The sequence below is a fragment of the Spirabiliibacterium falconis genome (assembly GCF_014885015.1).
Classification (GTDB): domain Bacteria; phylum Pseudomonadota; class Gammaproteobacteria; order Enterobacterales; family Pasteurellaceae; genus Spirabiliibacterium; species Spirabiliibacterium falconis.
This window is the reverse complement of the sequence record NZ_JABMIJ010000003.1, coordinates 14137-37695: the sequence shown is the minus strand read 5'-3', so window position 1 is coordinate 37695 and position 23559 is coordinate 14137. Positions and strand designations below refer to the sequence as shown.

The window sequence follows — 23559 nt, the reverse complement described above, 5'->3', positions numbered from 1 at the left end:
ACCCCTTGCAAGTCTTTTTTTGCAATTTTTTCCAAAATTTTATTAATTGCTGTAAATTTCGCCAGATATTCATTGCCTTACCGCACTTTCTATTTGAACTTTCTCACATTTTTACAACCTTTTTAGTCATAAATGATATTTTGTTGTTATACTTTTTTATTTAAGAAAGGAGGAAATATGGCGTTAAAATCAATCATAGGTTTTGGGATAGCGGGTAATTTTGCTGGTCATTTAGAACAAGCGGGGGAAGCTGCTGATTTTAAGCTCGTCACGGTGCAAAGTGCGGTTCAGCCTAAAGCTATTTTTCCTTTTTATGTGCCGAATTTTGCTGAAGGTTTTTTGTCGATTTATCCACTTTCAGCCGATACTATCGCCTTTCCAAATGATGCGGATAATTTGCAAATTGAACCTGAGGTGGCTTTGTTATGTGATATTTGCTATGACGCACAACACATGGTGACCGCACTTTTACCGCGTGCCTTCGCAGCATTTAATGACTGTTCAATTCGCCGCCCAAACGCGCATAAAATTGCGGATAAAAAAAATTGGGGCGCAAACAGTAAAGGACTTTCTTCGCAATGGATTGCCATTGATGATCTTACCCCTGGCGGCAAGTTAGATGATTATCGTATCGCCTGTTTTCACTTGCGTGATGGCAAGCTCAACACCTACGGCATCGACAGCCCCGTAGTGGGGTACAGTTATTTTCATCAACAATTGCTTGACTGGATTGTTGATCGTATGAACCATCAGCAAGACATTGGACCGACCCATCATATCCGCCCGCTGCTTGAAACGGCTGGATTTCCTCAGCAAGCCGTGATTAGCATTGGGGCAACACGTTATACTGAATTTGGTGAAACCCATTTTTTACAACCTGGCGATGTGAGCATGGTGGTGGTTTATAATGGGAAAAAATTCACGCATGATACTATTTTTGCGATGGCAGAAAAACAGCAATTTTCGGGCGATTTAAGCGCATTGGTTCAACGTGTGGAAGCATAATGAAAACAGAACGCGAAAAAATGCTCGCAGGTGAGCCTTACCACGCCAATGATCCTGAATTAGTCGCTTTACGCCAACACTGTAAAGTGCGGTTACATGCGTTTAATCAAACCATTGCGAATACAGACGAGTGGAAAACCGCACTTGATGCCCTTATTCCACAGGCAAGCGAGAAAAGTTTACATTTAAAACCGCCCTTTTTCTGCGATTATGGGCAGCATATTGTAGTCGGCAAGCATGTTTTTGTGAATTTTAATTGTACATTTTTAGATGTCGCTCACATCATCATTGGCGATAATGTCTTATTTGGTCCAAATGTTCAGCTCTACACCGCTACGCATCCCTTAGAGGTACAATCCCGTGTTATTGACGGCGTAGAAGGGGGTAAAGCAATCCACATAGGCAATAATGTATGGTTTGGCGGTGGCACAATCGTTTGCCCTGGCGTACGCATTGGCGATAATGCTGTTATTGGTGCAGGCAGTGTCGTGACAAAAGATATTCCTGCCAACACCGTAGTTGCAGGCAACCCTGCCCGTGTCATAAAAATGCTGACGAACCCATAACCGCACTTTAGCACATTGAATTAACATCTCTCTTAAAATTCGGTATAGTAAACACAATATTGACGACATAGGACACAATTATGGCACGCTATTCTTTAGCCCAAACCAAAGCGGGCGATATACTTTCTCTAACCGCCAAAATGGCAAATCGCCATGGCTTAATCGCAGGGGCAACGGGTACCGGTAAAACCATCAGCTTGCGTACCTTAGCTGAAGCATTTAGTGATGACGGTGTCCCCGTCTTTTTAGTGGACGTTAAAGGCGATATTTCAGGTTTAACAAAACACGGTGAACTCAGCGGTAAAGTCGGCGAACGCGTTGAACAATTCCAACTTGGCGGAAATGCGTATTTCAAAGGCTACCCTGTGTCATTTTGGGATGTATTCGGGCAAACGGGCATTCCACTGCGTACCACCATTTCAGAAATGGGTCCTATGCTACTGGCACGCTTGATGAACTTGAACGCCACTCAAGAGGGCTTGCTCAATTTGGTCTTCCGCGTGGCGGATGATAAAGGTTTACTGCTGATTGACATCAAAGATCTGCGTGCAATGCTCACGCATGTGGCAGAAAACGCAAGCACTTACCGCTTAGAATACGGCAATGTGTCCGCCGCCAGTGTCGGAGCAATTCAGCGAGCGTTGCTCACACTAGAAAATGAAGGGGCGACCGCACTTTTTGGAGAGCCAGCCCTGAATTTAGAGGATTGGTTGCAAACCCGTGACGGGCGTGGGGTGATCAATATTCTCAATGCGCAAACCTTGATCAATTCCAAGCAAATGTATAGTGCCTTTTTGTTGTGGCTGATGGCGGAATTATTTGAAAATTTACCTGAGGTGGGTGACCCTGACAAACCCACTTTTGTGATGTTTTTTGATGAAGCACACCTGTTATTTGATGGGGCACCAACCGCACTTATCAATAAAGTGGAACAAGTGGTGCGTTTAATCCGCTCAAAAGGGGTTGGTGTGTATTTCGTCACGCAAAATCCGTTGGATTTGCCCGACACCGTATTAGGGCAACTCGGTAACCGTATTCAGCACGCTCTACGCGCCTTCACACCACGGGATCAAAAAGCCGTGAAATCGGCGGCGGAAACTTTCCGTAGTAATCCTAATGTCAATGTCGTTGACGCCATTACCACACTGGGTGTAGGGGAGGCGTTAGTCTCATTTCTCGATGAAAAAGGGATGCCTAGCCCCGTTGAAATCGCATATATCTACCCGCCACGCAGCCAGCTCAAACCTATCAGCGATAATGAGCGTGACCAATGGGTGCGTGATGATGACCTCTATCCAGTCTACCACGATGCGGTGGACAACGAGTCCGCCTTTGAAGTCCTGAATGCACAAAAAGATCTCGCCGCTGTTGCCGCAAAACAGGCAGAGCAAGCACAACAGCAAGAAAATGAAGGGATGATGGGTACGTTAAACCGTATGATTTTCGGCAAGAAAAAACGCGGTGAAGAACTGACTGTGACCGAGCAAATTGTCAGCAGCGTCAGTAAAAGTGTCGGACGCAACATTCGCAATCAAATTACACGGCAAATTGTGCGTGGCATTTTAGGTGCATTTAAAAAATAACCATAGACGGTAACAAAAAGCAGTCGATAGGCTGCTTTTTGTCTTATTATCCATAACATCAAAGAGAAATTATGGTACTGTTTTATTCCGATAAAGCCCATAAACCACGCACAACAACACTTAAGCTGACGATTGATTCGTTAGACTCCCATGGCTTAGGCGTGGGGCGTGCGAATAATAAAACGTGGTTTGTCGAAAATGCCTTGCCGCAAGAAACCGTTCTTGCACGTATTACACAAGAAAAACGCCATTTCGGGCATGCAAAGGCAATCAACATTGCCAACCCTAATCCACAACGCATTGTAGCAAAGTGCGGTGTATATCATCACTGTGGCGGCTGCCAACTGCAACATATGCCCGCAAATGTGCAACGTGAGGTGAAACAAACCGCACTTTATGATCGCCTACAAGCCTTGCAAAACACACCAATTCAAACGCACACAATCGCCCACGGCAACGCATGGCAATATCGTCGCCGCGCCCATCTCAGTTTGAATATCAATCGCAAAACCCAAACCCTCACATTTGGTTTTCGTGCTAAAGGGTCAAACCAAATTGTGCCGATTGACCACTGTGCAGTGCTCACGCCTGCACTCAATGCCCTGATCGTGCCATTGCAAGCATTGTTCTCCGCATGGCAGCACAAAGCACGCTTAGGTCATATTGAACTGACCGATGCCGCTAACGGCGTGGCACTGCTCCTGCGCCATGTGGGTAATATCGGCGAAAAAGATAAAGTGCGGTTGCTCAATTTTGCCGAGCAGCACAATTTGCTGTTGTTTGTCAGCGAAAACGAAAATACCATTCAACACTGGCGTGGCGATGCGCCTTATTACCAACTTGCTAATGGGCAAAAACTCTATTTTGCAATTCGGGATTTTATCCAAGTTAATGCTGAAATGAACCAAGCCTTGATTGATACTGCACGCTGCTGGCTTAATCTTACTTCCGATGATACATTGTTAGATCTGTTTTGTGGTATTGGCAATTTTACCCTTCCTCTAGCCCAGCATTGTAAAAGTGCGGTGGGCATTGAAGGAGTGCAAGCAATGGTTGAACGTGCAACATTCAATGCAAACATCAATAATTGTGATAATATAACATTTTATCAGGCAGACTTAGCCCACGATTTTTCACAACAACATTGGGCGCAACAACGATTTACAAAAGTGCTATTAGACCCTCCGCGTGCGGGTGCATCGTTCGTGATACCGCACTTATGTAAACTGAAACCACAGCAAATTGTGTATGTTTCCTGTCACGATGCAACACTCGTGCGTGATAGCCAAATGCTAATTGAGGCAGGTTATCAAATAACACAATGTGTGGCAGTGGATATGTTTCCACAAACAGGGCATCTTGAGGCAGTTGTCCACTTTTGCCAACAGGTATGATCAAGGAGGTAATATGGTCGCCATTCGTGCATCACATTTGAGTACAGGTCGTGAATTTGACTTCACGCTATGGGCGAACGCATTGCCAATTGCAAGTGCCACACGAGAAAAACTCTCGCAAACATGGAACTATGCCTTATCACACCTTCGCGAACACGAAACCACAGAGCGGCAATATCTGCTCTATTGCGCGACCGAGATGGTGGAAGTGCTCACCAGCCTCAATATGGATCAAGACAGTCTCATCACTGCAATGCTCTATCCTCTCGCCAAACGGCGGATTATCAATTACGACCAAATAAAAGACGATTTTAGTCTTGATATTCGCAAACTCGCCAAAGGCGTGGTGGAAATGGACAGTATCCGAGTGCTGGATACCAAACAAAGCCATTCCAATGTGCAAGTGGATAATGTGCGCCGTATGCTATTGGCGATGGTTGATGATTTTCGCTGTGTGGTGATCAAGCTCGCTGAACGTATTGCCTTTTTGCGTGAAGAAAATAATTTTATCTCTGAGGCGGAAAAAGAACTGGCAGCCAAAGAGTGCCATACTATTTATGCACCGTTAGCCAACCGTTTAGGCATTGGGCAACTGAAATGGGAGCTGGAAGACTACTGCTTCCGTTACCTTGATCCAGAACACTATCACGCCATTGCCAAAATGTTGGGGGAAAAACGCCGTGATCGGGTGGCCTATATCCAGCATTTCACCCAACAGCTCGAGCAATTTTTAGCACAAGAAAATCTGGGCAATGCCCACGTTTATGGTCGCCCAAAACACATTTACAGCATTTGGAAAAAAATGCAGAAAAAAAATCTGCGTTTTGAACAACTCTTTGATATTCGTGCCGTGCGTATTATCGTGCAACGCCTTGAAGAATGCTACAAGGCTCTCGGCATTGTGCACAGCCATTTCAATCATATCGCCAGCGAATTTGATGACTACATCGCTAACCCGAAACCAAATGGTTATCAATCCATTCACACGGTAGTACTCGGCGAGGGTGACAAAGCCATTGAAGTGCAAATCCGCACCCAACAAATGCACGATGACGCAGAACTTGGGGTGGCCGCACACTGGAAATACAAAGAAAGTGAAAGTGCGGGTCGTGGCGGCTATGAACAAAAAATTGCTTGGTTACGCCAAGTGTTAGCATGGCAGAAAGATTTGAGTCGCAATGGCAATGTGCTGGAAGAAACTCGCAGCAAAATTTTTGATGACCGCATTTATGTATTCACCCCACAAGGGGATATCGTGGATTTACCCACTGGCTCCACCCCGCTCGATTTTGCCTACACTATTCACAGCGAAGTAGGGCATCGTTGCATTGGCGCAAAAGTCGGCGACCGCATTGTGCCGTTTACCTACACGTTACATATGGGTGATAAAGTTGAGATCATTACGCAGAAAAATCCGAATCCAAGCCGTGATTGGCTCAACCCAAACAACGGCTTTGTGACCAATCCTCGTGTACGCTCAAAAATTCAAGCATGGTTCAAACGCCAAGATCGCGAGAAAAATATTCCAATTGGCAAAGAGCTATTAGAAGCTGAAATGGCAAAACTGGGACTAACCTTAAAACAGGTAGAAACCTATGCGTTGCCACGCCATAATCTCAAACATATCGACGATCTCTACGCTGGTCTTGGCAATGGGGATATTCGCTTAAATCAATTAATGAACTTTTTACAAGCGAAATTACTGCGCCCATCTGCCGAGCAAGTGGACGAGCACATTTTACGACAAGTAGAAAACAAATCAGCATCACAAACGCCAAACACTGGGCGAGGTCAAATCGTCATTGAGGGCGTGGGTAATTTGATGCACCATATCGCGCGTTGCTGTCAACCGATCCCAGGCGATCAGATTTTGGGTTACATTACCCAAGGGCGTGGTATTTCTATCCACCGTGCCGATTGTGAGCAAATTCACAACCTGCAAGAAGTCAGCCCTGAGCGGGTGGTCGAAGCGGTATGGGGCGAGAGTTTCAATACGAAATTTAATCTCGTGGTGCGCGTCATCGCCAATGACCGCACGGGGCTACTCCGCGACATCACCACCGTGTTGGCGAACGAAAAAGTCAGCGTGATCCGTGTTTCAAGCAAAAGTGATTTGAAAAAAATGACCGCTACCATCGATTTAGAAATTGAATTAATGAATGTGGAATTGCTAAGCCGTTTATTAAGTGCGTTACTACGCATTGATGATGTGATTGAAGCGAAACGTTTATCCCATTAGAACCATTATGAGCCAATATAAACACAAAGGGTTAACCCACCTAATCAAAGCTACACAATATTCGTGGCAAGGCTTACGCTATGCCGCACGCCACGAAACCGCCTTTCGCCACGAGTTGTTAGCGGCGATTATCTTAATCCCGCTGGCGTTTTGGATTGCACAAAGTGCGGTCGAGTTGGTATTGCTAATTGGCTCGGTGCTGCTGGTGATGTTGGTAGAAATGCTTAACAGCGCAGTCGAATGTGCCATTGACCGCATTGGGCTTGAACGCCACGAATTATCAGGTCGAGGAAAAGATTACGGCTCGGCGGCGGTATTTATCGCGATGGTCATTGCCGTGATCACTTGGCTGGCGATTTTAATTAGCTAAAAGTGCGGTCAAAAAAATGCCAAACCGCACTTTGGGTTTGGCATTATCATTTTTATTATCGCTTAGAATGAGTAGCCCACACCTAAACGCCAGCCATTGAATTTATCAAAACCTTTGATGTTATGCGGTGCATCAATGGAGGCGTTAGTGCCTTCATAACCCACGTTAACCGAGAAGTTTTTCGCTACATCAAATTTCACACCCACGGCATAGGCCAATGATGTGGTATCTTTACTTTCTGAACCATGACCTCGTTCAACATAGTTTCCTCGCTCATGATTTAGCCAACGCCAATCCACGTCCGCTTTTACATGTGCTAAACCTAATTGGGCATAGGCACTGAATACTGGATTAAAGCGGTAGGTTGGACCTGCCAAAAGCGAATAATATTTCACATTGCCTGACAAATGCCCCCGATCTTCAAGTTGACGCCCATTAGATGTAAATGGCATAGAATAAGACTGATCCGTTGTGCCTTTCATATAGCTGAACGTGCCCAACACACCCCATTGAGTGTTATCCCACTCGTGCTGATAGCCAATCGCAAAACCGTTGAGATCGCTGGCATTTTTCACATTTGCATGTGCCCAATCTAAAGACACAGTGCGAGTATCCGCCAACACGGCACCACTGGCTAATGCGCCCGCAAGGGCGACACATAACATTGATTTTTTCAACATAGAACACTCCTTTGTTAGTTGTTCGCCTTGATGATACAAAAAACCGCACTTTTATGCAAAGTGCGGTTTCAATTTATTGCGCAGTTACCACGCGGTCGTTTTCAACGCTCACCGTAATCGGCTTGCCTGGCAGTAACTCGCCAGAAAGCATTTTTTGCGCCAATGCATTTTCAATATCGTGTTGGATAGCACGTTTGAGCGGGCGCGCACCAAAGAGCGGGTCGTAACCCACGTTGGCGATGAATTCCAAGGCTGACTCAGCAAAATGCAGCACATAGCCATGTGATTCCATGCGTTTACTCAAGCGATCCAATTGAATTTGCGCAATCGCTTTGATGTTCTCTTTATCCAATGGGTGGAACACCACCGTTTCATCAATACGGTTGATGAACTCAGGGCGGAAATGATGCCCCACCACGTTCATCACCATCGCTTTAATGCCGTCGTAGTCGATGTCTTTATTCTCTTGGATTAAATCCGATCCTAAGTTTGATGTCATGATCACCACCGTGTTGCGGAAATCCACCGTACGCCCTTGACCATCGGTTAAGCGACCATCATCAAGCACTTGCAGCAAAATGTTAAACACATCGCTGTGGGCTTTTTCCACCTCATCGAGCAAGATGACAGAATACGGGCGACGGCGTACCGCTTCGGTTAAATAGCCGCCCTCTTCATAACCTACGTAGCCTGGAGGCGCACCCACTAAGCGAGAAACACTGTGTTTTTCCATAAACTCCGACATATCAATGCGGATCATCGCCTCTTCGCTGTCGAACATAAACTGCGCCAACGTTTTGCATAGCTCGGTTTTACCCACCCCTGTTGGCCCTAAGAAGAGGAATGAACCAATTGGGCGATTCGGGTCAGACAGCCCAGCACGAGACCGACGAATGGCATTTGCCACGGCATCTACCGCTTCAGACTGACCAATCACGCGTTTATGCAGTGCTTGCTCCATACGCAACAGTTTTTCTTTCTCGCCTTCCATCATGCGTGAAACTGGAATGCCTGTCGCACGCGAGAGTACTTCCGCAATTTCCTCATCGGTAACACGATAACGCAATAAGGTCATTTCTCTGCCTTCTTGGCTTTCAGCAGCTTGCAACTGTTTTTCCAACTCTGGGATCACGCCATATTGCAGCTCCGACATTTTTTCATAGTCGCTTGCCCGACGCGCTTGCTCCATTTGAATGCGTGCATTGTCAAGCTCCGCTTTAATATGTTGTGTGCCAGAAAGTGCGGCTTTTTCACTTTTCCACACCTCTTCCAGCTCAGAGTATTCACGCTCTTTGTCGTTTAACTCTTTCTCAAGCATATCTAAGCGTTTGCGGCTGGCTTCATCATCTTCTTTTTGCAACGCTTGTTGCTCCAGTTTAAGCTGAATAATGCGACGCTCTAAGCGGTCAAGCGGTTGCGGTTTGGAGTCGATTTCCATCCGAATGCTTGACGCAGCTTCATCGATCAAGTCAATCGCTTTATCAGGCAATTGGCGATCAGAAATATAACGGTGCGAAAGTGTTGCCGCCGCCACAATGGCAGGGTCGGTAATCTGCACATGGTGGTGAATTTCATACCGCTCTTTTAGCCCACGCAAAATGGCAATGGTGTCTTCCACGCTTGGCTCGTCTACCAACACTTTTTGGAAACGGCGCTCAAGGGCGGCGTCTTTTTCAATGTATTGACGGTATTCATCCAAGGTGGTCGCCCCCACACAGTGCAACTCACCACGCGCCAGTGATGGCTTGAGCAAGTTGCCTGCATCCATCGCGCCATCGGTTTTGCCTGCACCCACCATGGTGTGAATTTCATCAATAAAGAGGATAATGCGCCCCTCTTCTTTGCTGATTTCATTGAGTACCGCTTTTAAGCGTTCTTCAAATTCCCCACGGTATTTCGCACCTGCAATCAATGCCCCCATATCAAGAGACAACACCCGTTTATGACGCAATCCCTCTGGCACTTCACCATTGACAATGCGCTGTGCCAAACCTTCTACAATGGCGGTTTTACCCACCCCTGGCTCACCGATCAACACGGGGTTATTTTTGGTGCGCCGTTGCAATACTTGAATGGTGCGACGAATTTCTTCATCACGTCCAATTACGGGATCAAGTTTGCCTTTTTCCGCGCGCTCAGTTAAATCAATGGTGTATTTTTTCAACGCTTGGCGGGCATCTTCCGCACTTTGATCGTTGACGTTTTCACCGCCTCGCATTTGCACAATCGCCGCTTCTACGCTGTCTGCTTTTAAGCCCATATTGCGCAACATGCTCCCTAACGCCCCTTTATCTTCAAGGGCGGCTAACACAAATAACTCAGAGGAAATAAATTTATCACTGCGTTTTTGTGCTAATTGGTCGCAGCGGTTAAGCAAGCGCACGAGTTGAGGTGATACTTGCACATCGCCACCGTTACCAGACACTTGTGGCAAGCGTGCAATTTCACGTTGCAATTGTGCTTTTAGCTCAGCGGTGTTAATGCCACAACTGGTTAATAATGGCTGCACCGAGCCGCCCTCTTGATCTAAAAGTGCGGTCATTAAATGGAGCGGCTCAATGTATTGTTGCTCGCCGCCGAGTGCTAGCGATTGCGCTTCAGCAATCGCCTGTTGAAATTTGGTGGTAAATTTTTCAATATTCATAATCTCTCCTAAATTCTTGACGTTTTATCGTTCACGTCACTTATATGGTGACGCCCTAGCAAATTTCAAGGTGAGTTGCAAGTTTTTTATTTTTTTAACCGCACTTTATCTTTTTTTGGGCACAAAAAAACCGCACTTTGAAAGTGCGGTTGTTCTTAAAAGAACGATTATTTCACGCGAGAGACGTACTCACCAGAGCGGGTGTCAACTTTGATCACCTCACCAATTTGCACGAACAATGGCACTTTCACCACAGCCCCTGTGCTTAATGTCGCTGGTTTGCCACCAGTTCCCGCAGTGTCGCCTTTGAGGCCTGGGTCGGTGTCAATCACTTCTAATTCGACAAAGTTAGGTGGCGTAACGCTAATTGGTGCACCGTTCCATAAAGTAACGATGCAATCCGCTTGATCAAGTAACCATTTGTCGTTGTCACCCACTGCCTTGGCGTCCGCCGCCAATTGCTCGAAAGTGTCGTTGTTCATGAAATGCCAGAACTCTTCGTCTTTATACAAAAAGGTTAAGTTCGTATCTACTACGTCCGCCGCTTCCACACTTGAGCCTGATTTAAAGTTGACATCCAAGACTTTGCCAGAAATCAATTTGCGGATACGGGTGCGGGTGAATGCTTGCCCTTTACCTGGTTTAACAAATTCATTTTCAATAATGACGCACGGTTCGCCATCTTGCATAAATTTAAGACCGGGTTTGAAATCACTGGTAGAATATGTAGCCATTGTGTCCTCGTTACTATGAAAAAATGTTATCTTAGATTAAGATTGCAAAATATTATCACAAAGTGTTTATGATAACTCAAAAATGCAAAATAGCGAAGAATTAAGCTGGCAGGAATGCCTAAAGCAAGCAATAAAATCCCCTGAAGCGTTGTTGACCGCACTTGAATTACCACATGCAGGCTTTGAGCAGGCAATTGATGCACGCAAGTTGTTTCCTTTGCTTGTACCACGGCCTTTTGTTGCGCGTATGGAAAAGGGCAACCCACATGATCCGCTTTTTTTACAAGTGATGAGCGGCGCTGGTGAGTTTGAGCACGTTGACGGTTTTGTCACTGATCCACTCGAAGAGCACAACGCCGTACGCCCTGGGCTATTGCATAAATACCATAACCGCGTGCTGATGATGGTCAAAGGCGGCTGTGCGGTGAATTGCCGCTATTGTTTTCGTCGCCACTTTCCCTATCAAGACCATCAAGGATCGAAAACTGTGTGGCAAGGCGCACTGAGCTATATCGCCGAACACCCTGAAATCAACGAGGTAATTTTCTCTGGTGGCGATCCACTGATGGCAAACGATGGGCAGCTCGATTTTTTAATTACCGCACTTGAGGGCATCTCGCACGTCAACACTCTGCGTATTCACACCCGCCTGCCCGTGGTGATCCCACAGCGTATCACAACCGCACTTTGTGATCGCCTGCGTCGTTCTCGCCTACATTGCGTGCTGGTAACACACATCAATCACGCCAATGAAATAGATGATGCCCTGCGAAACGCGTTGAGCAAGCTCAAACACGCCAATGTGGTGCTGCTTAATCAATCCGTGCTACTTAAAGGGGTAAATGATAGCGCACATGCATTAAAAACATTAAGTTATTCGTTGTTCGAGGCAGGAGTACTACCCTATTATCTGCACTTGCTTGATAAAGTTGATGGTGCCGCCCATTTTTTCATCAGCGATGAAACCGCACTTTCACTTTATCAACAATTACAAGCCACCACCTCAGGCTATCTTGTGCCACGACTGGCGCGCGAAATTGCGCATCAGCCAAATAAAACCTTAATCACCCCCATTCTTTACAAAGATTAAGCAATAAAATGACATTTCCCCCTGTTTTTCTTTGCCTGAATTGTTAGAATAGAGAGAATTAACTAACAATAACTTATTTGAGGTGTTGCGTGAACAACAATCCAACCAATCCTAATGATCACAACAATGTCAATTCCGCTGACGATAAAGGGCAGCAGAAATTCGAATTTAAACCAGAGCCAGTTACGCCCAAAAAACCCGTGGAAGAAAAACACTCTTTTTGGAGTAATTTGAAGCATAAAGCGGAAAATAAAGCACACAAAGAGCCAACTTTAGGTGAAGCACCTGCACAACCTGACCACGCTGCACAACAAGAAATACATCTTGAGCCTGTCAGTCCTGTATTAAACGAGCACGAAAACGAACCTGCACTCAATGAGAACGAACCAGCCCAAAGTGCGGTTGTGCCGCCTGTTGCACCGAAAGCAAACTGGAAAAAACCTGAAACCTGGGGGATTTTAAGCCGCCTGCCTGCGAAACATCGCCGTTTGGTGGTGGCATTACTCATTTTAATTTTATTGCTATTATTAGTGTTATGGCTCAAACCAAGCAATAATACCACCGTTGAAGCCTTGCAAAATCAAAACAGCAACGCGTTACCAATTGAGTTTCAACCCCTCAATCAATCAGAAGAACAGCAAGTCAATCAACCCGCAGAAGACAATAGCAATACGCTTGCTGGCAATAACGAAAGTGCGGTTGCTGGTGCACCAAATGTAGCTGAAAATGTGCCAGCAGAGAGTGCTCAAGCACAACCTCAAGCTAATGTTGAACAGCCTGCACCAAGCGATGCCAACGCACAAAGTGCACCGCCTGCGGTTGTACCACCAAAAGTTGTCAACAAACCAGCACAACCTGCTGTACGCAAACCGAGTAGTGATCCACAGCCTGCTGCTAAAACAACGCCGAAACCTGTCGCAAAAGCACCAGAAAAAGCAAAAAGCGAGCCAAGCGTACAACGTCCTGTGCCAAAAGCGGCACCAGCACCTGTTGTCAATGCAAAACCTGCGAATAAACCACAAACATCAGGTCCAGTTCGCACCTTAGAAATTCCAAAAGGGGTTACATTAATGCAGGTGTTCCGTAATAATAATTTGAACATCTCTGATGTGAATGCAATGACCAAAGCAAATGGTGCCAACGGTGCGTTAAGCCGCTTTAAGCCTGGCGATAAGGTAAGCATTCAACTGAATAGTCAAGGTCGCGTTAGTCGTTTAACACTCGAAAATGGCAGCACCTTTATTCGCAATAGTGATGGAAGTTATAGCTTCAAAAAATAAGTGTTAGCCCATTGAGCACTCCTCAATGGGCTTTTTTATGGAGATAGACGTGAGAATTGTGTTTTGGTTTCCATTCGTGCTGTTAACCAGTTGTACGACGATTATTCAACCAGCAATACAAACTGAGAAAACACAAAGTGCGGTCAATGAAACGCAGATTACACCTAAAAAAGGGCGTACAGTGCATTATCAATGCGATCAAGGCACAATTAAGGTTACCACACTAAGCAATCTTGCCCAGCGTAAAACACCGTCTATCACAATCACCTTTCAGCATATCAGCCAACATTTACTCCCCATTATTGCAGCAAGCGGTAAACGTTATGCAAATACACAATGGAACTGGTGGGTTCAAGGAAAAAGTGCGGTCTTAAGCGACAGCCTTGGGCGCACATTGGCAGATAATTGCCAAAGGCAGAAATAAATGACACGCTCCTCTTTCACAATCAAAGTGCGGTTTTAAACCGCACTTTATTGTATTGTGATTATGATCTTAATGACGGAAATGACGCATTTTGGTCAGCACCATCGCCATATTATGCTCATCTGCTGCATCAATCACCTCTTGATCACGCATTGAGCCACCAGGGTGAATCACACAGCTCACCCCCGCTTTTGCCGCAGCATCAATGCCATCACGGAATGGGAAAAACGCATCAGAGGCCATCACCGTGCCTTGCACCTCTAAGCCCTCATCGGCGGCCTTAATGCCTGCAATTTTCGCTGAGTATACGCGGCTCATTTGTCCTGCGCCAATACCAATGGTTTGATTATTTTTCGCATACACAATGGCGTTAGATTTGACATATTTCGCCACTTTCCAGCAAAACAGTAGATCTTTTAGCTCTTGTTCGGTTGGCTGACGTTTGCTGACCACTTCTAAGTCATCTAATCCCACCATACCTAAATCGGCATCTTGCACCAAAAGCCCACCATTGACGCGTTTAAAATCCAAACGAGGATGACGCTCATGCCACTGTCCACAGGCAAGTACACGCACGTTTTTCTTCGTTTTCAACACCGCTTGTGCTGCTTCACTCACCTCTGGAGCAATAATCACCTCCACAAATTGGCGGTCAATAATTGCGTGCGCTGTTTTTTCATCTAAAGTGCGGTTAAACGCGATAATTCCGCCGAATGCCGACGTTGGATCCGTTTGATAAGCACGATTATACGCCACCAAAATATCCTCGCCCAATGCCACACCACACGGATTAGCGTGTTTAACGATCACACACGCAGGCTCTGCAAACTCTTTCACACATTCCAGTGCAGCATCTGTGTCGGCAATATTGTTATATGACAATGCCTTACCTTGCAGTTGCACTGCTGTTGCCACACTTGCCTCTTTTGGTGCAAATTCAGTGTAGAACGCCGCGTTTTGGTGGCTATTCTCCCCATATCGCATAGTTTGTTTACGCACAAAATTTAAGTTTAACGTGCGAGGGAATTGACCGCACTTTGCATTTTTCTTGTCATCATCTGCCCCTAAATACGGTTTTACCAAACACCCAAAATAATTAGCAATCATCGCATCGTATTGTGCGGTATGCTCAAACGCCTTGATGGCTAAATCAAAGCGAGTATCAAACGTCAGGCTATTTTGATGTTGATCAAGCTCAGCAATAATGCGATCAAAATCGCGATTATCTACCACGATGGCAACATCTTTATGATTTTTTGCCGCCGATCGCACCATAGTTGGGCCACCAATATCGATGTTTTCCACCGCATCTTCCAGTGTGCAATCCGCTTTAGCGACCGTTTGTGCAAACGGATAAAGGTTTACCACCACCATATCAATAGGCTCAATCTGATGCTCACTCATCACGGCATCATCCACGCCACGACGGCCTAAAATACCACCATGAACCTTCGGATGCAGCGTTTTAACACGCCCTGCCATCATTTCAGGAAAACCGGTATAATCCGACACCTCTACCACTGGCAAGCCATTTTCTAGCAATAACTTGGCTGTGCCACCAGTAGAAAGAAGTTTAACACCACGTTGGTGTAGCGCTTGGGCAAATTCAACGATACCTTGTTTATCAGAAACCGATAACAAAGCCTGACGGATAGGTCGATTGGCGTGCATAAGTTAATCCTTTGGTTAATTGATTGGATAAATTTCGAGCTATATTATAGAGTAAAACGCTGTTTTTATGTAGTAAATTTAACCGTACGCTGGCTTGCTCCTTTTCATATTTATGCTATAACATACTTAACCTATTACTAAATATACTATTTTGACGAGAAACTATATCATGTCATGGCTTTATTTAATTATTGCAATACTAAGTGAAGTGATCGCCACCTCATTCCTGAAATCCACGCACGAATTCACCCGTCCCATACCAACAGCACTGGTACTAATGGGCTATGGCTTGTCGTTTTATTTTTTAACCTTGAGCTTGCGCTCACTACCTGTGGGCATTGCTTATGCCATTTGGGCAAGCCTTGGCATTGTGCTGGTCACCATGTTTGGCTGGCTGTTTTATCAGCAGAAGTTGGATACGCCTGCGTTTATTGGAATTGGTTTAATTCTTTCCGGCGTGCTGGTAATAAATTTGTTATCCAAAAGTGCGGCGCATTAAGTCGTATTAAAAAACCGCACTTTTAAGTGCGGTTTTATTTTTTAACTTAATAAACATTATTCCAACGAATACCAGAACCTCCACCCATATTTTGTAGGGAATTATTGATATTATTCAAAGAGCGGTTCATCTGTTGCATTTGATTATATTGATTCATTTGATTGTACATATTCATATTATTCTGATTTGTACGCTGAATCGTATTGTTTAATTCTGCCATGCTGTTATTGAGTGCTTGCATCTCAGCATATCTACGCTGTGCCTCCAATTCAGCATTACGCTGTGCAATTGCTCTTTGTTGCATTGCTTGCTGCTGTGCCATCATTCGTTGCTGGGCTAAATAAGCTTGCCCTTGTGGAGTGGAATAAAATGCTTGACGTGCTTTTTCTTCTTTTTCAGCTTGGCGTTTACGAGCTAGTGCTTCTTTTTCTGCCTGCCGTTTTTTCACCAGTTCTTGTTGTTTTTGTTTTTTCCAATTTTTCCTAACACTCTCACATTCGGACTTCTTACCAGCAAGAACAATTCGTTCCTTACTGTTCAATTTATTTCCAAATTTATTAACCAAATATTGTTGAGAATAAGGGTCAGACATCAAAATTGTATAATTTGATCTTCCTAGTGCATCTCCAAAACTCACACTTAGGATAAGATCTCTCATGTGTTTATCTATCTCTTTAGTCACTAATTTATTCATAAGTTTATTGGCGTCAGCATAAGTTTGCCCTTGTAGTTGGGGATATTGACATCCTAGACGACCAAAATAAAGTTTTAACGCCTGCTCTATTTCTTGATCAGTTACTCTATATTTCGGCGTCGAAGAATAATTCATAAAATTCGAGCCACAGCCAGTTAATAGCAGCGTAGTTAAACCTAATGTGATTGCCTTTTTCATCGTTTTGTCCTTGCATTAATTAAAGTGAAACATTTGCTTTTCAGTATCCAACAGAGTCTCTTTCCCTGCTTGTATAAGTGGAGATTTATTTCTAGGCAGTATCAAATCAGGATCCCATAATATAGGATCATCTTGTTCCCGCATTTTCGTTATACAAATATCAACTTCTGCCTGTTGCTGTGGGTTGATTGCTCGAACATTGTAAACACAATAGTTATTTGAGACCTCGCCATCAACCCCATTAAATCTGTTTTCATAAACATCCACTGTAACCTTTATCATAGCCATAACGCACTCCAATAAAGAATTGGTTGTTTTCCAAGGTTTGTTTGTTTTATCTGTAAAGATAAAACAACAAGGAGTATACTCCTTTGATTTGATAAATTTATTTATATATTAATGAGATAAAAGACATTAAAGCGAACATATGAGATATGTCTGAAGGATTTAACGATACTTTTGTCAAGAGCGCAGAGATTGAAACGAGAAGATAATAAAAAAGTGCGGTCAATGACCGCACTTTGTGTTTTGCACTTAACACCTACACATCATAGGTAGTGGATGCGGTGTCGCCGCCTTTGCCTGTCCAGTTAGTGTGGAAGAACTGGCCGCGTGGTTGGTCGACGCGCTCATAGGTGTGGGCGCCGAAGTAGTCGCGTTGGGCTTGCAACAAATTGGCTGGCAATTGTGCGCTGGTGTAGCCGTCTAAGAACGTGATGGCAGAGGCCATGCACGGCATTGGCAAGCCGATTTCCACCGCTTTGGCAACTACTTTACGCCATGCACTCATTGAATTCTCAAGGATATTTTTGAAGTAATCATCCGCGCCTAGGAATCGTAGGTCTGGGTTTTTAGCGTAAGCATCACGAATGTTGCCCAAAAATGCACTGCGGATAATGCAGCCTTCACGCCATAAAAGTGCAGTTTGCCCGTAATCTAAATCCCACTCAAATTGCTCTGAGGCCTCACGGATGAGCATAAAGCCTTGCGCATAAGAGATGATTTTGGATGCCAATAATGCTTGGCGAACAGCTTCAATCCACTGCGCTTTGTCGCCGTCAACTTTGCCGAGTTGTTTGTTGAACAATTTTTGGTTTTCAACACGTTGTTGTTTGAATGAAGACACACAGCGGGCGAACACCGCTTCGGTGATCAGCGTCAACGGAATGCCTAGATCAAGGGCGTTAATACCCGTCCATTTACCTGTACCTTTTTGCCCTGCCGTATCAAGGATTTTTTCCACCAATGGCTCACCATTATCGTCACGGTAGCCGAGAATGTCAGTGGTGATGTCGATAAGGTAACTGTCGAGCTCGGTGGATTTCCAGCTAGCGAATACGTTATGCAATTCATCATAGCTCAAGCCTAAGCCTTCGTGCAGGAATTGGTAGGCTTCACAAATCAATTGCATGTCGCCGTATTCAATGCCGTTGTGTACCATTTTGACAAAGTGGCCTGCGCCGTTTTTGCCCACCCAGTCACAGCATGGCTCGCCTTCTTTGGTTTTGGCGGAAATGGCTTGCAAAATCGGTTTGACATACGGCCATGCCTCTGGGTTACCGCCTGGCATGATAGACGGCCCAAAACGTGCACCTTCTTCCCCACCTGATACACCCGCGCCAATAAAGCGAATGCCTTTTTCAGCTAAGTCTTTCGTACGGCGGTTAGTATCAGGATAATTTGAGTTACCACCGTCGATGATGATGTCGCCCTCGTCTAAATACGGCAAAAGGCTTTCAATAAATTTATCTACTACCTCACCTGCGCGCACCATTAACATGACTTTGCGTGGTTTTTCCAGTTTGTCTGCTAAATCTTGTAGCGAATAGGCACCAATAATATTGGTGCCTTTGGCGGCACCATTGAGGAAATCGTCCACTTTGCTTGTCGTACGGTTATACGCCACCACGTTAAAGCCGTGGTCGTTCATGTTTAAAATCAGGTTTTGCCCCATTACGGCAAGCCCAATTACACCAATATCACCTTTCATAATTGCTTCCTTCCTGTCATTAAATTAGTTAAGTTGAAACGCAGCGTCTGCGTCTAAATACCATTCGGTTGTGCCATTTTTGGCTTTAATGCGTGCCGCTGGGTAGGGTAAAACCGCACTTTCACTTTGTTGGATTTCATGTAATAAATCAGCTTTACTTGCCCCTGTTACCAAGTAAGTAATCCGCTTAGCATTTTCAATTAACGGAGCCGATTTCGAGACACGCCATTGTTGCGTTTGTGGCTGTTTTGCTACAATCGCCAGTGCATCAGTATCAAAATCCACCTGCAATGGGAAAAGTGATGCGGTATGTCCATCTGATCCCATGCCTAAAATAATCCAATCAAATTGCGGCATGCCATTGGCACCTGGCACATGGTTTTGCATTTCTTGTGCAAAACGTTGGGCTTCCTGCTCGGGATCGTCTTCGCCACGAATGCGATGAATATTTTCCGCGGGGATAGAAATATGATCAAATAATAAACGCTGTACTTCACCATAATTACTCTCTTCATTATCTGGCGCAACACAACGCTCATCCCCCCACCAAAAATGCAAATTTGCCCAGTTAATTTTATCCGCATAGTCACTTGCTAAGGTTTTAAACAATAACTTCGGCGTACTTCCACCAGAGAGGGAAATATTCACAACTCGCCCTTCTTGGCTATAGTGTTGTAGGTCTTGTGCGATTTTTTCAACCGCACTTTGTGCTGTATCAAATTTAATATAATTCATCTTATAACTCACAATATTCCGTATCTGTTAGATTTTTACATGGAAAACGCCAGCTTCGCCCTTTATTTTCCATCATTTCATCCGCCTCTTTGGGCCCCCAAGTACCGCAGGCATAACCATAAAGTTTCGGGTTGCCTGCTTTGTAGTCTAAAATCGGCTGCACAAATTTCCAGCATGAACGTACCGCATCACTGCGTGCAAATAGCGTGGCATCGCCCTGCAAAGCATCTAATAACAAACGTTCATATGGTCCGATAATATCAGCATCAGCTAAATCTTCATAGTGAAAATCCATTGCCACTTGTTTCGCGTTAAAGCCTGCTCCTGGCTCTTTTAGGCCAAATTTCATCACAATGCCTTCATTCGGTTGAATGCGAATGATCAATTTGTTTTCTGGTGCCGTTTGGCTAAAGACAGGGTGTGGTGTTTTCTTAAAGTGAATCACAATTTCAGTAACCCGTGTTGGCAAACGTTTGCCAGTGCGAACATAAAATGGCACGCCACTCCAACGCCAGTTGTCGATTTTCAATTTCAATGCCATGTAGGTTTCTGTGCGGGAATCTTCGGCTACGCCTTTTTCTTCTCGATACCCTTTTTGATATTCACCACGCACTTTCGCCCTAGTATATTGCCCCAGCACTAAATTTTTCTCTAAGTCATCTTTGCCCAATGGATGGAGGCTTTGTAATACTTTTTCCACCTCATTACGCATGGATTCTGCATCAATAATCGCGGGGCTTTCCATGGCGATTAACGCCAGCACTTGTAAGAGATGGTTTTGGAACATATCACGCATAGCACCTGCGCCATCATAGTAGCCGCCACGATCTTCAACCCCTATCGCTTCTGCTCCCGTGATCTCCACATAGTCAATATAGTTACGATTCCACAACGGTTCGAATAAACCATTGGAAAAACGCAGCACCAAAATATTTTGCACCGTTTCTTTGCCTAAGTAGTGATCAATGCGGTAAATCTGCGATTCGTCAAAATGTTGATGTAGGCTTTCGTCTAACGCAATCGCCGATTCAAGATCATAGCCAAATGGTTTTTCCACCACTAAACGCTTCCAACCATGCGCTTGAGTGTTTAGCCCTTGCTCCGCCAAACACGTTGGAATCACTGGATACAAACTCGGTGGCGTTGAAAGATAAAATAATGTATTGCCGCCTGTGTTGTGCGTTTTTTCGAGTTCTTGTAACCGCACTTTAACTTTTTCGTACTCTGCCGCGTTGGCTGTATCAATCGGTTCGTAATACACATGGGCAAAATAGGCATCAGCCTCTTGCTCGCTGCACTGCTTACGCTCCATTAATAAGCCCTTTAATTTATCACGAAATGCTTGATCGCTATAGTGGGTGCGACTCACCCCCAAAATGGCAAAATCGTCCGACAGGCGACCACTTTTATACAGATCATAAAGGGCGGGGATCAGTTTACGGTGAGTTAAATCACCAGAGGCACCAAAAATCACAATGGTGCTGTTTTCAGGTTTTTTCATTGTTATTATCCGTTTTTGTTATTCATACTCGTTTGCAGTCTAAAAAATATCACGCAAAAGTGTCAATGCTTTCTTGCCTATTAGTTTAATCGGTCACAAAACGTAGCACAGCATGCCAATCACTTTGTGCAGCACAACGCATTACGAAATTGGGATTAATCAGGCTTTCCCGCTGATTATAGGTCAACTTGCGCCCATGTAGATCACAAATATCACCGCCCATTTCATGCAAAATACACTCTAATGCAGCGGTATCCCATTCCCCCGTTTTACCAACTCGCAAATAGCAATCACTTTCGCCTGTTGCAACCATCACACCTTTAATTCCGCTGGAGCCGCAACGCTGAATTTCAATATTAGCATCTGGTTGCAAAAAGGGCTGCAAGCACGCCACCTTGCTGGTATGCCCTATCACCAACCGCACTTTTTGCCCTGCACGTAATGGCTGCGATGAAAGTGCGGTCAATTTATTCTCTTTCAAGCAATACGCCCCATGTCCTCGCATAGCGTAAACCAAATTATCACTCACGGGCGAATAAACAACGCCAAGGCAAGGTTGATTGTGTTGCACAAGTGCAATTAATACCGAAAACTGCTCCGTTTTATCCAGAAATTGCTGCGTACCGTCCAGTGGATCAACTAACCAATATTGCGTCCAGCCCGTGCGTTCAGCAAACGGAATATCGCAATTTTCCTCCGATAACACTGGCACATGCGGCGTGAGATGCGAAAGTGCGGTGCATAAAAAATCACTCACCGCTAAATCAGCGGCAGTCACAGGCGTGTTATCCGATTTACGTTGCTCTGGCAAATTTTGCTGATAAAACGCCAATAATTTTGCCCCAGCCTGCTTGGCAATTGATAACACGTTTGATAATAAGTGATCATTTAAGTGCAACATCATTCCCCCTTAAATAATCACGCAACATATAAAGTGCGGTCAAATTACGAGCTTCGTTAAAATCTGGGTTAGCAATCAATTCATCAATCTTCGCCAGCGGATAACGCACAAGTTCCAGTGGCTGGGGCTCATCACCGTCTAGCTTAGATGGGCTTAAATCCCATGCTAAAAACAGGTGCATCGGGCTATGCATATAACCTGGATTAGTGCTTAACGTACGCAAAAACCGCACTTTAGCAGGCTTCAGCCCAATCTCTTCTTGCAACTCACGCACCGCACTTTGCTCGGGTGTTTCGCCTTCATCAATCCGCCCTTTCACAAAACCCAACTCATAACGCTCACTGCCTACGGAATATTCATTAACTAACAGTAAATCATCACCATCCATCGCCAGCACGGTTACCGCCCCCCGCACGCTTGGACGCAAGCGTTCATAGGTGGCTTGTGCCCCATTAGCAAAGCGTAGCTCCACCGCTTGCACACAAAACAAGCGCGTTTTCGCTAATTCACGAATGGCAAGAATAGTTGGTTTTGCGTATGTGTCCACAATGCCCCCTTATTTTACAAAGTGCTTGTATAACGATACCATAGCAGGCAATAAAAACAATAAAGAGACGCATTCCTATGCTGAAAAAATATGATTGGGCGCAGATTGATACCGTGATTTTCGACTTAGATGGCACATTAATTGATCTGGCATTGGATTACCAATTTTGGAAAGAGATTGTACCAACGACTTATAGCGCAACTCACGCTGTTCCTGATGCAGCCAGCCAAGCTCTGCTGAACGAACATTACAGTCGCATTGAACATTCTATGCAGTGGTATGACGTGGATTATTGGGCAGACACCCTGCAATTACCTATCCGCACGATGTTGCATCTGCACGCTAAAAACCTCAAAGTGCGGTCAAATGCCGAGACATTACTGCGCACGTTGCAAACCGCAGGAAAACAGTTGATATTGCTCACAGATTCACACCCATATAGCCTGCAAGAAAAACTGGCCCGTTGCGATCTTGAACCCTATTTTCATCATATTTTATCGTCGCATCAATTTCAGCACCCTAAAATGACCGACGCACTTTGGCAAGCCATATTCGCAGAGTATCATATCAACCCTGACCGCACTTTATTACTAGATGATATGCAGCCTGTTCTCGACTGTGCGCGTAATAATGGCGTGAAATTCACCCTTGGCATCGAAACGCCCAACTCCCTATCCGACGCAAAAACGTTTGATCAACACGACAGCATTTCTGATTTTGCTCAATTATTAGATCATAGTACCGAATAAGGTAAATTTTCGTTGTCATAATTCTGTCATATTTCTCCGTTACAATGCTCAACGACCACGAAGCA

The 23559-nt window shown here is 44.9% G+C and carries 22 protein-coding genes; 11 read left to right on the top strand and 11 right to left on the bottom strand.

The window, feature by feature from the left end:
* The first annotated feature begins 177 nt into the window (after positions 1 to 177).
* From HPC40_RS00965 to HPC40_RS00940, 6 genes are all read left to right on the top strand, one after another.
* Positions 178 to 1005, top strand: coding sequence for a DUF5718 family protein (locus HPC40_RS00965; protein WP_208117613.1), 828 nt, complete (start codon positions 178 to 180; stop codon positions 1003 to 1005).
* The gene (locus HPC40_RS00960; RefSeq protein WP_208117612.1) at positions 1005 to 1571 is read left to right on the top strand and encodes a sugar O-acetyltransferase; all 567 of its coding nucleotides are present in this window, start codon (positions 1005 to 1007) and stop codon (positions 1569 to 1571) included. Before HPC40_RS00965 ends, HPC40_RS00960 begins: the two co-directional genes overlap by 1 nt.
* An 80-nt stretch (positions 1572 to 1651) precedes the next feature.
* Entirely contained in the window at positions 1652 to 3154 is a 1503-nt protein-coding gene (locus HPC40_RS00955; RefSeq protein WP_208117611.1) for a helicase HerA-like C-terminal domain-containing protein, read from the top strand.
* A gap of 71 nt (positions 3155 to 3225) precedes the next feature.
* On the top strand, positions 3226 to 4548 hold the full coding sequence (rlmD, locus tag HPC40_RS00950; protein ID WP_208117610.1) for a 23S rRNA (uracil(1939)-C(5))-methyltransferase RlmD: 1323 nt from the start codon (positions 3226 to 3228) through the stop codon (positions 4546 to 4548).
* Positions 4549 to 4561: 13 nt separating this feature from the next.
* A complete protein-coding gene (relA, locus tag HPC40_RS00945; protein ID WP_208117609.1) occupies positions 4562 to 6787 on the top strand; it encodes a GTP diphosphokinase in 2226 nt (741 codons plus the stop codon).
* 7 nt (positions 6788 to 6794) lie between these two features.
* Positions 6795 to 7157 (top strand): diacylglycerol kinase, encoded by a 363-nt coding sequence (locus HPC40_RS00940; RefSeq protein WP_208117608.1) that lies wholly within the window; start codon positions 6795 to 6797, stop codon positions 7155 to 7157.
* Positions 7158 to 7219: 62 nt separating this feature from the next.
* On the opposite strand, the gene HPC40_RS00935 is transcribed toward HPC40_RS00940, so the two are convergent.
* The 3 genes from HPC40_RS00935 to efp all read right to left on the bottom strand — a co-directional run bounded on the left by HPC40_RS00935 (position 7220) and on the right by efp (position 11215).
* Complete coding sequence (locus HPC40_RS00935; protein ID WP_208117607.1) at positions 7220 to 7837, bottom strand: outer membrane protein; 618 nt, start codon at positions 7835 to 7837, stop codon at positions 7220 to 7222.
* 73 nt (positions 7838 to 7910) lie between these two features.
* A complete protein-coding gene (gene clpB / locus HPC40_RS00930; protein WP_208117606.1) occupies positions 7911 to 10481 on the bottom strand; it encodes an ATP-dependent chaperone ClpB in 2571 nt (856 codons plus the stop codon).
* Between the two features lie 167 nt (positions 10482 to 10648).
* The gene (gene efp, locus HPC40_RS00925; RefSeq protein ID WP_208117605.1) at positions 10649 to 11215 is read right to left on the bottom strand and encodes an elongation factor P; all 567 of its coding nucleotides are present in this window, start codon (positions 11213 to 11215) and stop codon (positions 10649 to 10651) included.
* Positions 11216 to 11297: 82 nt separating this feature from the next.
* Between efp and epmB the strand changes: the two genes are divergently transcribed.
* The 3 genes from epmB (at position 11298) to HPC40_RS00910 (ending at position 14009) form a co-directional block, all read left to right on the top strand.
* Positions 11298 to 12305 carry an EF-P beta-lysylation protein EpmB gene (gene epmB / locus HPC40_RS00920; RefSeq protein WP_208117604.1) on the top strand — a complete coding sequence of 336 codons (1008 nt, stop codon included), beginning with the start codon at positions 11298 to 11300 and terminating at the stop codon, positions 12303 to 12305.
* Positions 12306 to 12394: 89 nt separating this feature from the next.
* On the top strand, positions 12395 to 13585 hold the full coding sequence (locus HPC40_RS09465; protein WP_208117603.1) for a LysM-like peptidoglycan-binding domain-containing protein: 1191 nt from the start codon (positions 12395 to 12397) through the stop codon (positions 13583 to 13585).
* A gap of 49 nt (positions 13586 to 13634) precedes the next feature.
* Positions 13635 to 14009 carry an MliC family protein gene (locus tag HPC40_RS00910; protein ID WP_208117602.1) on the top strand — a complete coding sequence of 125 codons (375 nt, stop codon included), beginning with the start codon at positions 13635 to 13637 and terminating at the stop codon, positions 14007 to 14009.
* Positions 14010 to 14078: 69 nt separating this feature from the next.
* Here the strand turns inward: HPC40_RS00910 and purH are convergent, their stop codons facing one another.
* Positions 14079 to 15680, bottom strand: a complete 1602-nt coding sequence (gene purH, locus HPC40_RS00905) for a bifunctional phosphoribosylaminoimidazolecarboxamide formyltransferase/IMP cyclohydrolase (RefSeq protein ID WP_208117601.1) — start codon at positions 15678 to 15680, stop codon at positions 14079 to 14081.
* 166 nt (positions 15681 to 15846) lie between these two features.
* On the opposite strand from purH, the gene HPC40_RS00900 reads away from it, so the two are divergent.
* Positions 15847 to 16179, top strand: coding sequence for a DMT family transporter (locus HPC40_RS00900; RefSeq protein WP_208117616.1), 333 nt, complete (start codon positions 15847 to 15849; stop codon positions 16177 to 16179).
* Positions 16180 to 16225: 46 nt separating this feature from the next.
* On the opposite strand, the gene HPC40_RS00895 is transcribed toward HPC40_RS00900, so the two are convergent.
* From HPC40_RS00895 to nudE, 7 genes are all read right to left on the bottom strand, one after another.
* Positions 16226 to 17071, bottom strand: a complete 846-nt coding sequence (locus HPC40_RS00895; protein WP_208117600.1) for a hypothetical protein — start codon at positions 17069 to 17071, stop codon at positions 16226 to 16228.
* Between the two features lie 15 nt (positions 17072 to 17086).
* The gene (locus HPC40_RS00890; RefSeq protein ID WP_208117599.1) at positions 17087 to 17359 is read right to left on the bottom strand and encodes a hypothetical protein; all 273 of its coding nucleotides are present in this window, start codon (positions 17357 to 17359) and stop codon (positions 17087 to 17089) included.
* Positions 17360 to 17612: 253 nt separating this feature from the next.
* Positions 17613 to 19061, bottom strand: coding sequence for a decarboxylating NADP(+)-dependent phosphogluconate dehydrogenase (gnd, locus tag HPC40_RS00885; protein ID WP_208117598.1), 1449 nt, complete (start codon positions 19059 to 19061; stop codon positions 17613 to 17615).
* 24 nt (positions 19062 to 19085) lie between these two features.
* Positions 19086 to 19796, bottom strand: a complete 711-nt coding sequence (gene pgl, locus HPC40_RS00880) for a 6-phosphogluconolactonase (protein WP_208117597.1) — start codon at positions 19794 to 19796, stop codon at positions 19086 to 19088.
* 1 nt (position 19797) lies between these two features.
* Entirely contained in the window at positions 19798 to 21297 is a 1500-nt protein-coding gene (zwf, locus tag HPC40_RS00875; RefSeq protein WP_208117596.1) for a glucose-6-phosphate dehydrogenase, read from the bottom strand.
* 85 nt (positions 21298 to 21382) lie between these two features.
* Positions 21383 to 22198 (bottom strand): 3'(2'),5'-bisphosphate nucleotidase CysQ, encoded by an 816-nt coding sequence (cysQ, locus tag HPC40_RS00870; RefSeq protein ID WP_208117595.1) that lies wholly within the window; start codon positions 22196 to 22198, stop codon positions 21383 to 21385.
* A complete protein-coding gene (nudE, locus tag HPC40_RS00865) occupies positions 22182 to 22745 on the bottom strand; it encodes an ADP compounds hydrolase NudE (RefSeq protein WP_208117594.1) in 564 nt (187 codons plus the stop codon). The genes cysQ and nudE overlap by 17 nt, the downstream gene beginning before the upstream one ends.
* Positions 22746 to 22822: 77 nt before the next feature.
* Between nudE and yrfG the strand changes: the two genes are divergently transcribed.
* Positions 22823 to 23494 carry a GMP/IMP nucleotidase gene (yrfG, locus tag HPC40_RS00860; RefSeq protein ID WP_208117593.1) on the top strand — a complete coding sequence of 224 codons (672 nt, stop codon included), beginning with the start codon at positions 22823 to 22825 and terminating at the stop codon, positions 23492 to 23494.
* The last annotated feature ends 65 nt before the right edge of the window (positions 23495 to 23559 follow it).

Bases quoted from the DNA above. Each gene is read 5' to 3' on its own strand.
- HPC40_RS00965 (WP_208117613.1), top strand. From the start codon at position 178: ATGGCGTTAAAATCAATCATAGGTTTTGGGATAGCGGGTAATTTTGCT.
- HPC40_RS00960 (WP_208117612.1), top strand. From the start codon at position 1,005: ATGAAAACAGAACGCGAAAAAATGCTCGCAGGTGAGCCTTACCACGCC.
- HPC40_RS00955 (WP_208117611.1), top strand. From the start codon at position 1,652: ATGGCACGCTATTCTTTAGCCCAAACCAAAGCGGGCGATATACTTTCT.
- rlmD (WP_208117610.1), top strand. From the start codon at position 3,226: ATGGTACTGTTTTATTCCGATAAAGCCCATAAACCACGCACAACAACA.
- relA (WP_208117609.1), top strand. From the start codon at position 4,562: ATGGTCGCCATTCGTGCATCACATTTGAGTACAGGTCGTGAATTTGAC.
- HPC40_RS00940 (WP_208117608.1), top strand. From the start codon at position 6,795: ATGAGCCAATATAAACACAAAGGGTTAACCCACCTAATCAAAGCTACA.
- HPC40_RS00935 (WP_208117607.1), bottom strand. From the start codon at position 7,837: ATGTTGAAAAAATCAATGTTATGTGTCGCCCTTGCGGGCGCATTAGCC.
- clpB (WP_208117606.1), bottom strand. From the start codon at position 10,481: ATGAATATTGAAAAATTTACCACCAAATTTCAACAGGCGATTGCTGAA.
- efp (WP_208117605.1), bottom strand. From the start codon at position 11,215: ATGGCTACATATTCTACCAGTGATTTCAAACCCGGTCTTAAATTTATG.
- epmB (WP_208117604.1), top strand. From the start codon at position 11,298: ATGCAAAATAGCGAAGAATTAAGCTGGCAGGAATGCCTAAAGCAAGCA.
- purH (WP_208117601.1), bottom strand. From the start codon at position 15,680: ATGCACGCCAATCGACCTATCCGTCAGGCTTTGTTATCGGTTTCTGAT.
- HPC40_RS00895 (WP_208117600.1), bottom strand. From the start codon at position 17,071: ATGAAAAAGGCAATCACATTAGGTTTAACTACGCTGCTATTAACTGGC.
- HPC40_RS00890 (WP_208117599.1), bottom strand. From the start codon at position 17,359: ATGGCTATGATAAAGGTTACAGTGGATGTTTATGAAAACAGATTTAAT.
- gnd (WP_208117598.1), bottom strand. From the start codon at position 19,061: ATGAAAGGTGATATTGGTGTAATTGGGCTTGCCGTAATGGGGCAAAAC.
- pgl (WP_208117597.1), bottom strand. From the start codon at position 19,796: ATGAATTATATTAAATTTGATACAGCACAAAGTGCGGTTGAAAAAATC.
- zwf (WP_208117596.1), bottom strand. From the start codon at position 21,297: ATGAAAAAACCTGAAAACAGCACCATTGTGATTTTTGGTGCCTCTGGT.
- cysQ (WP_208117595.1), bottom strand. From the start codon at position 22,198: ATGTTGCACTTAAATGATCACTTATTATCAAACGTGTTATCAATTGCC.
- yrfG (WP_208117593.1), top strand. From the start codon at position 22,823: ATGCTGAAAAAATATGATTGGGCGCAGATTGATACCGTGATTTTCGAC.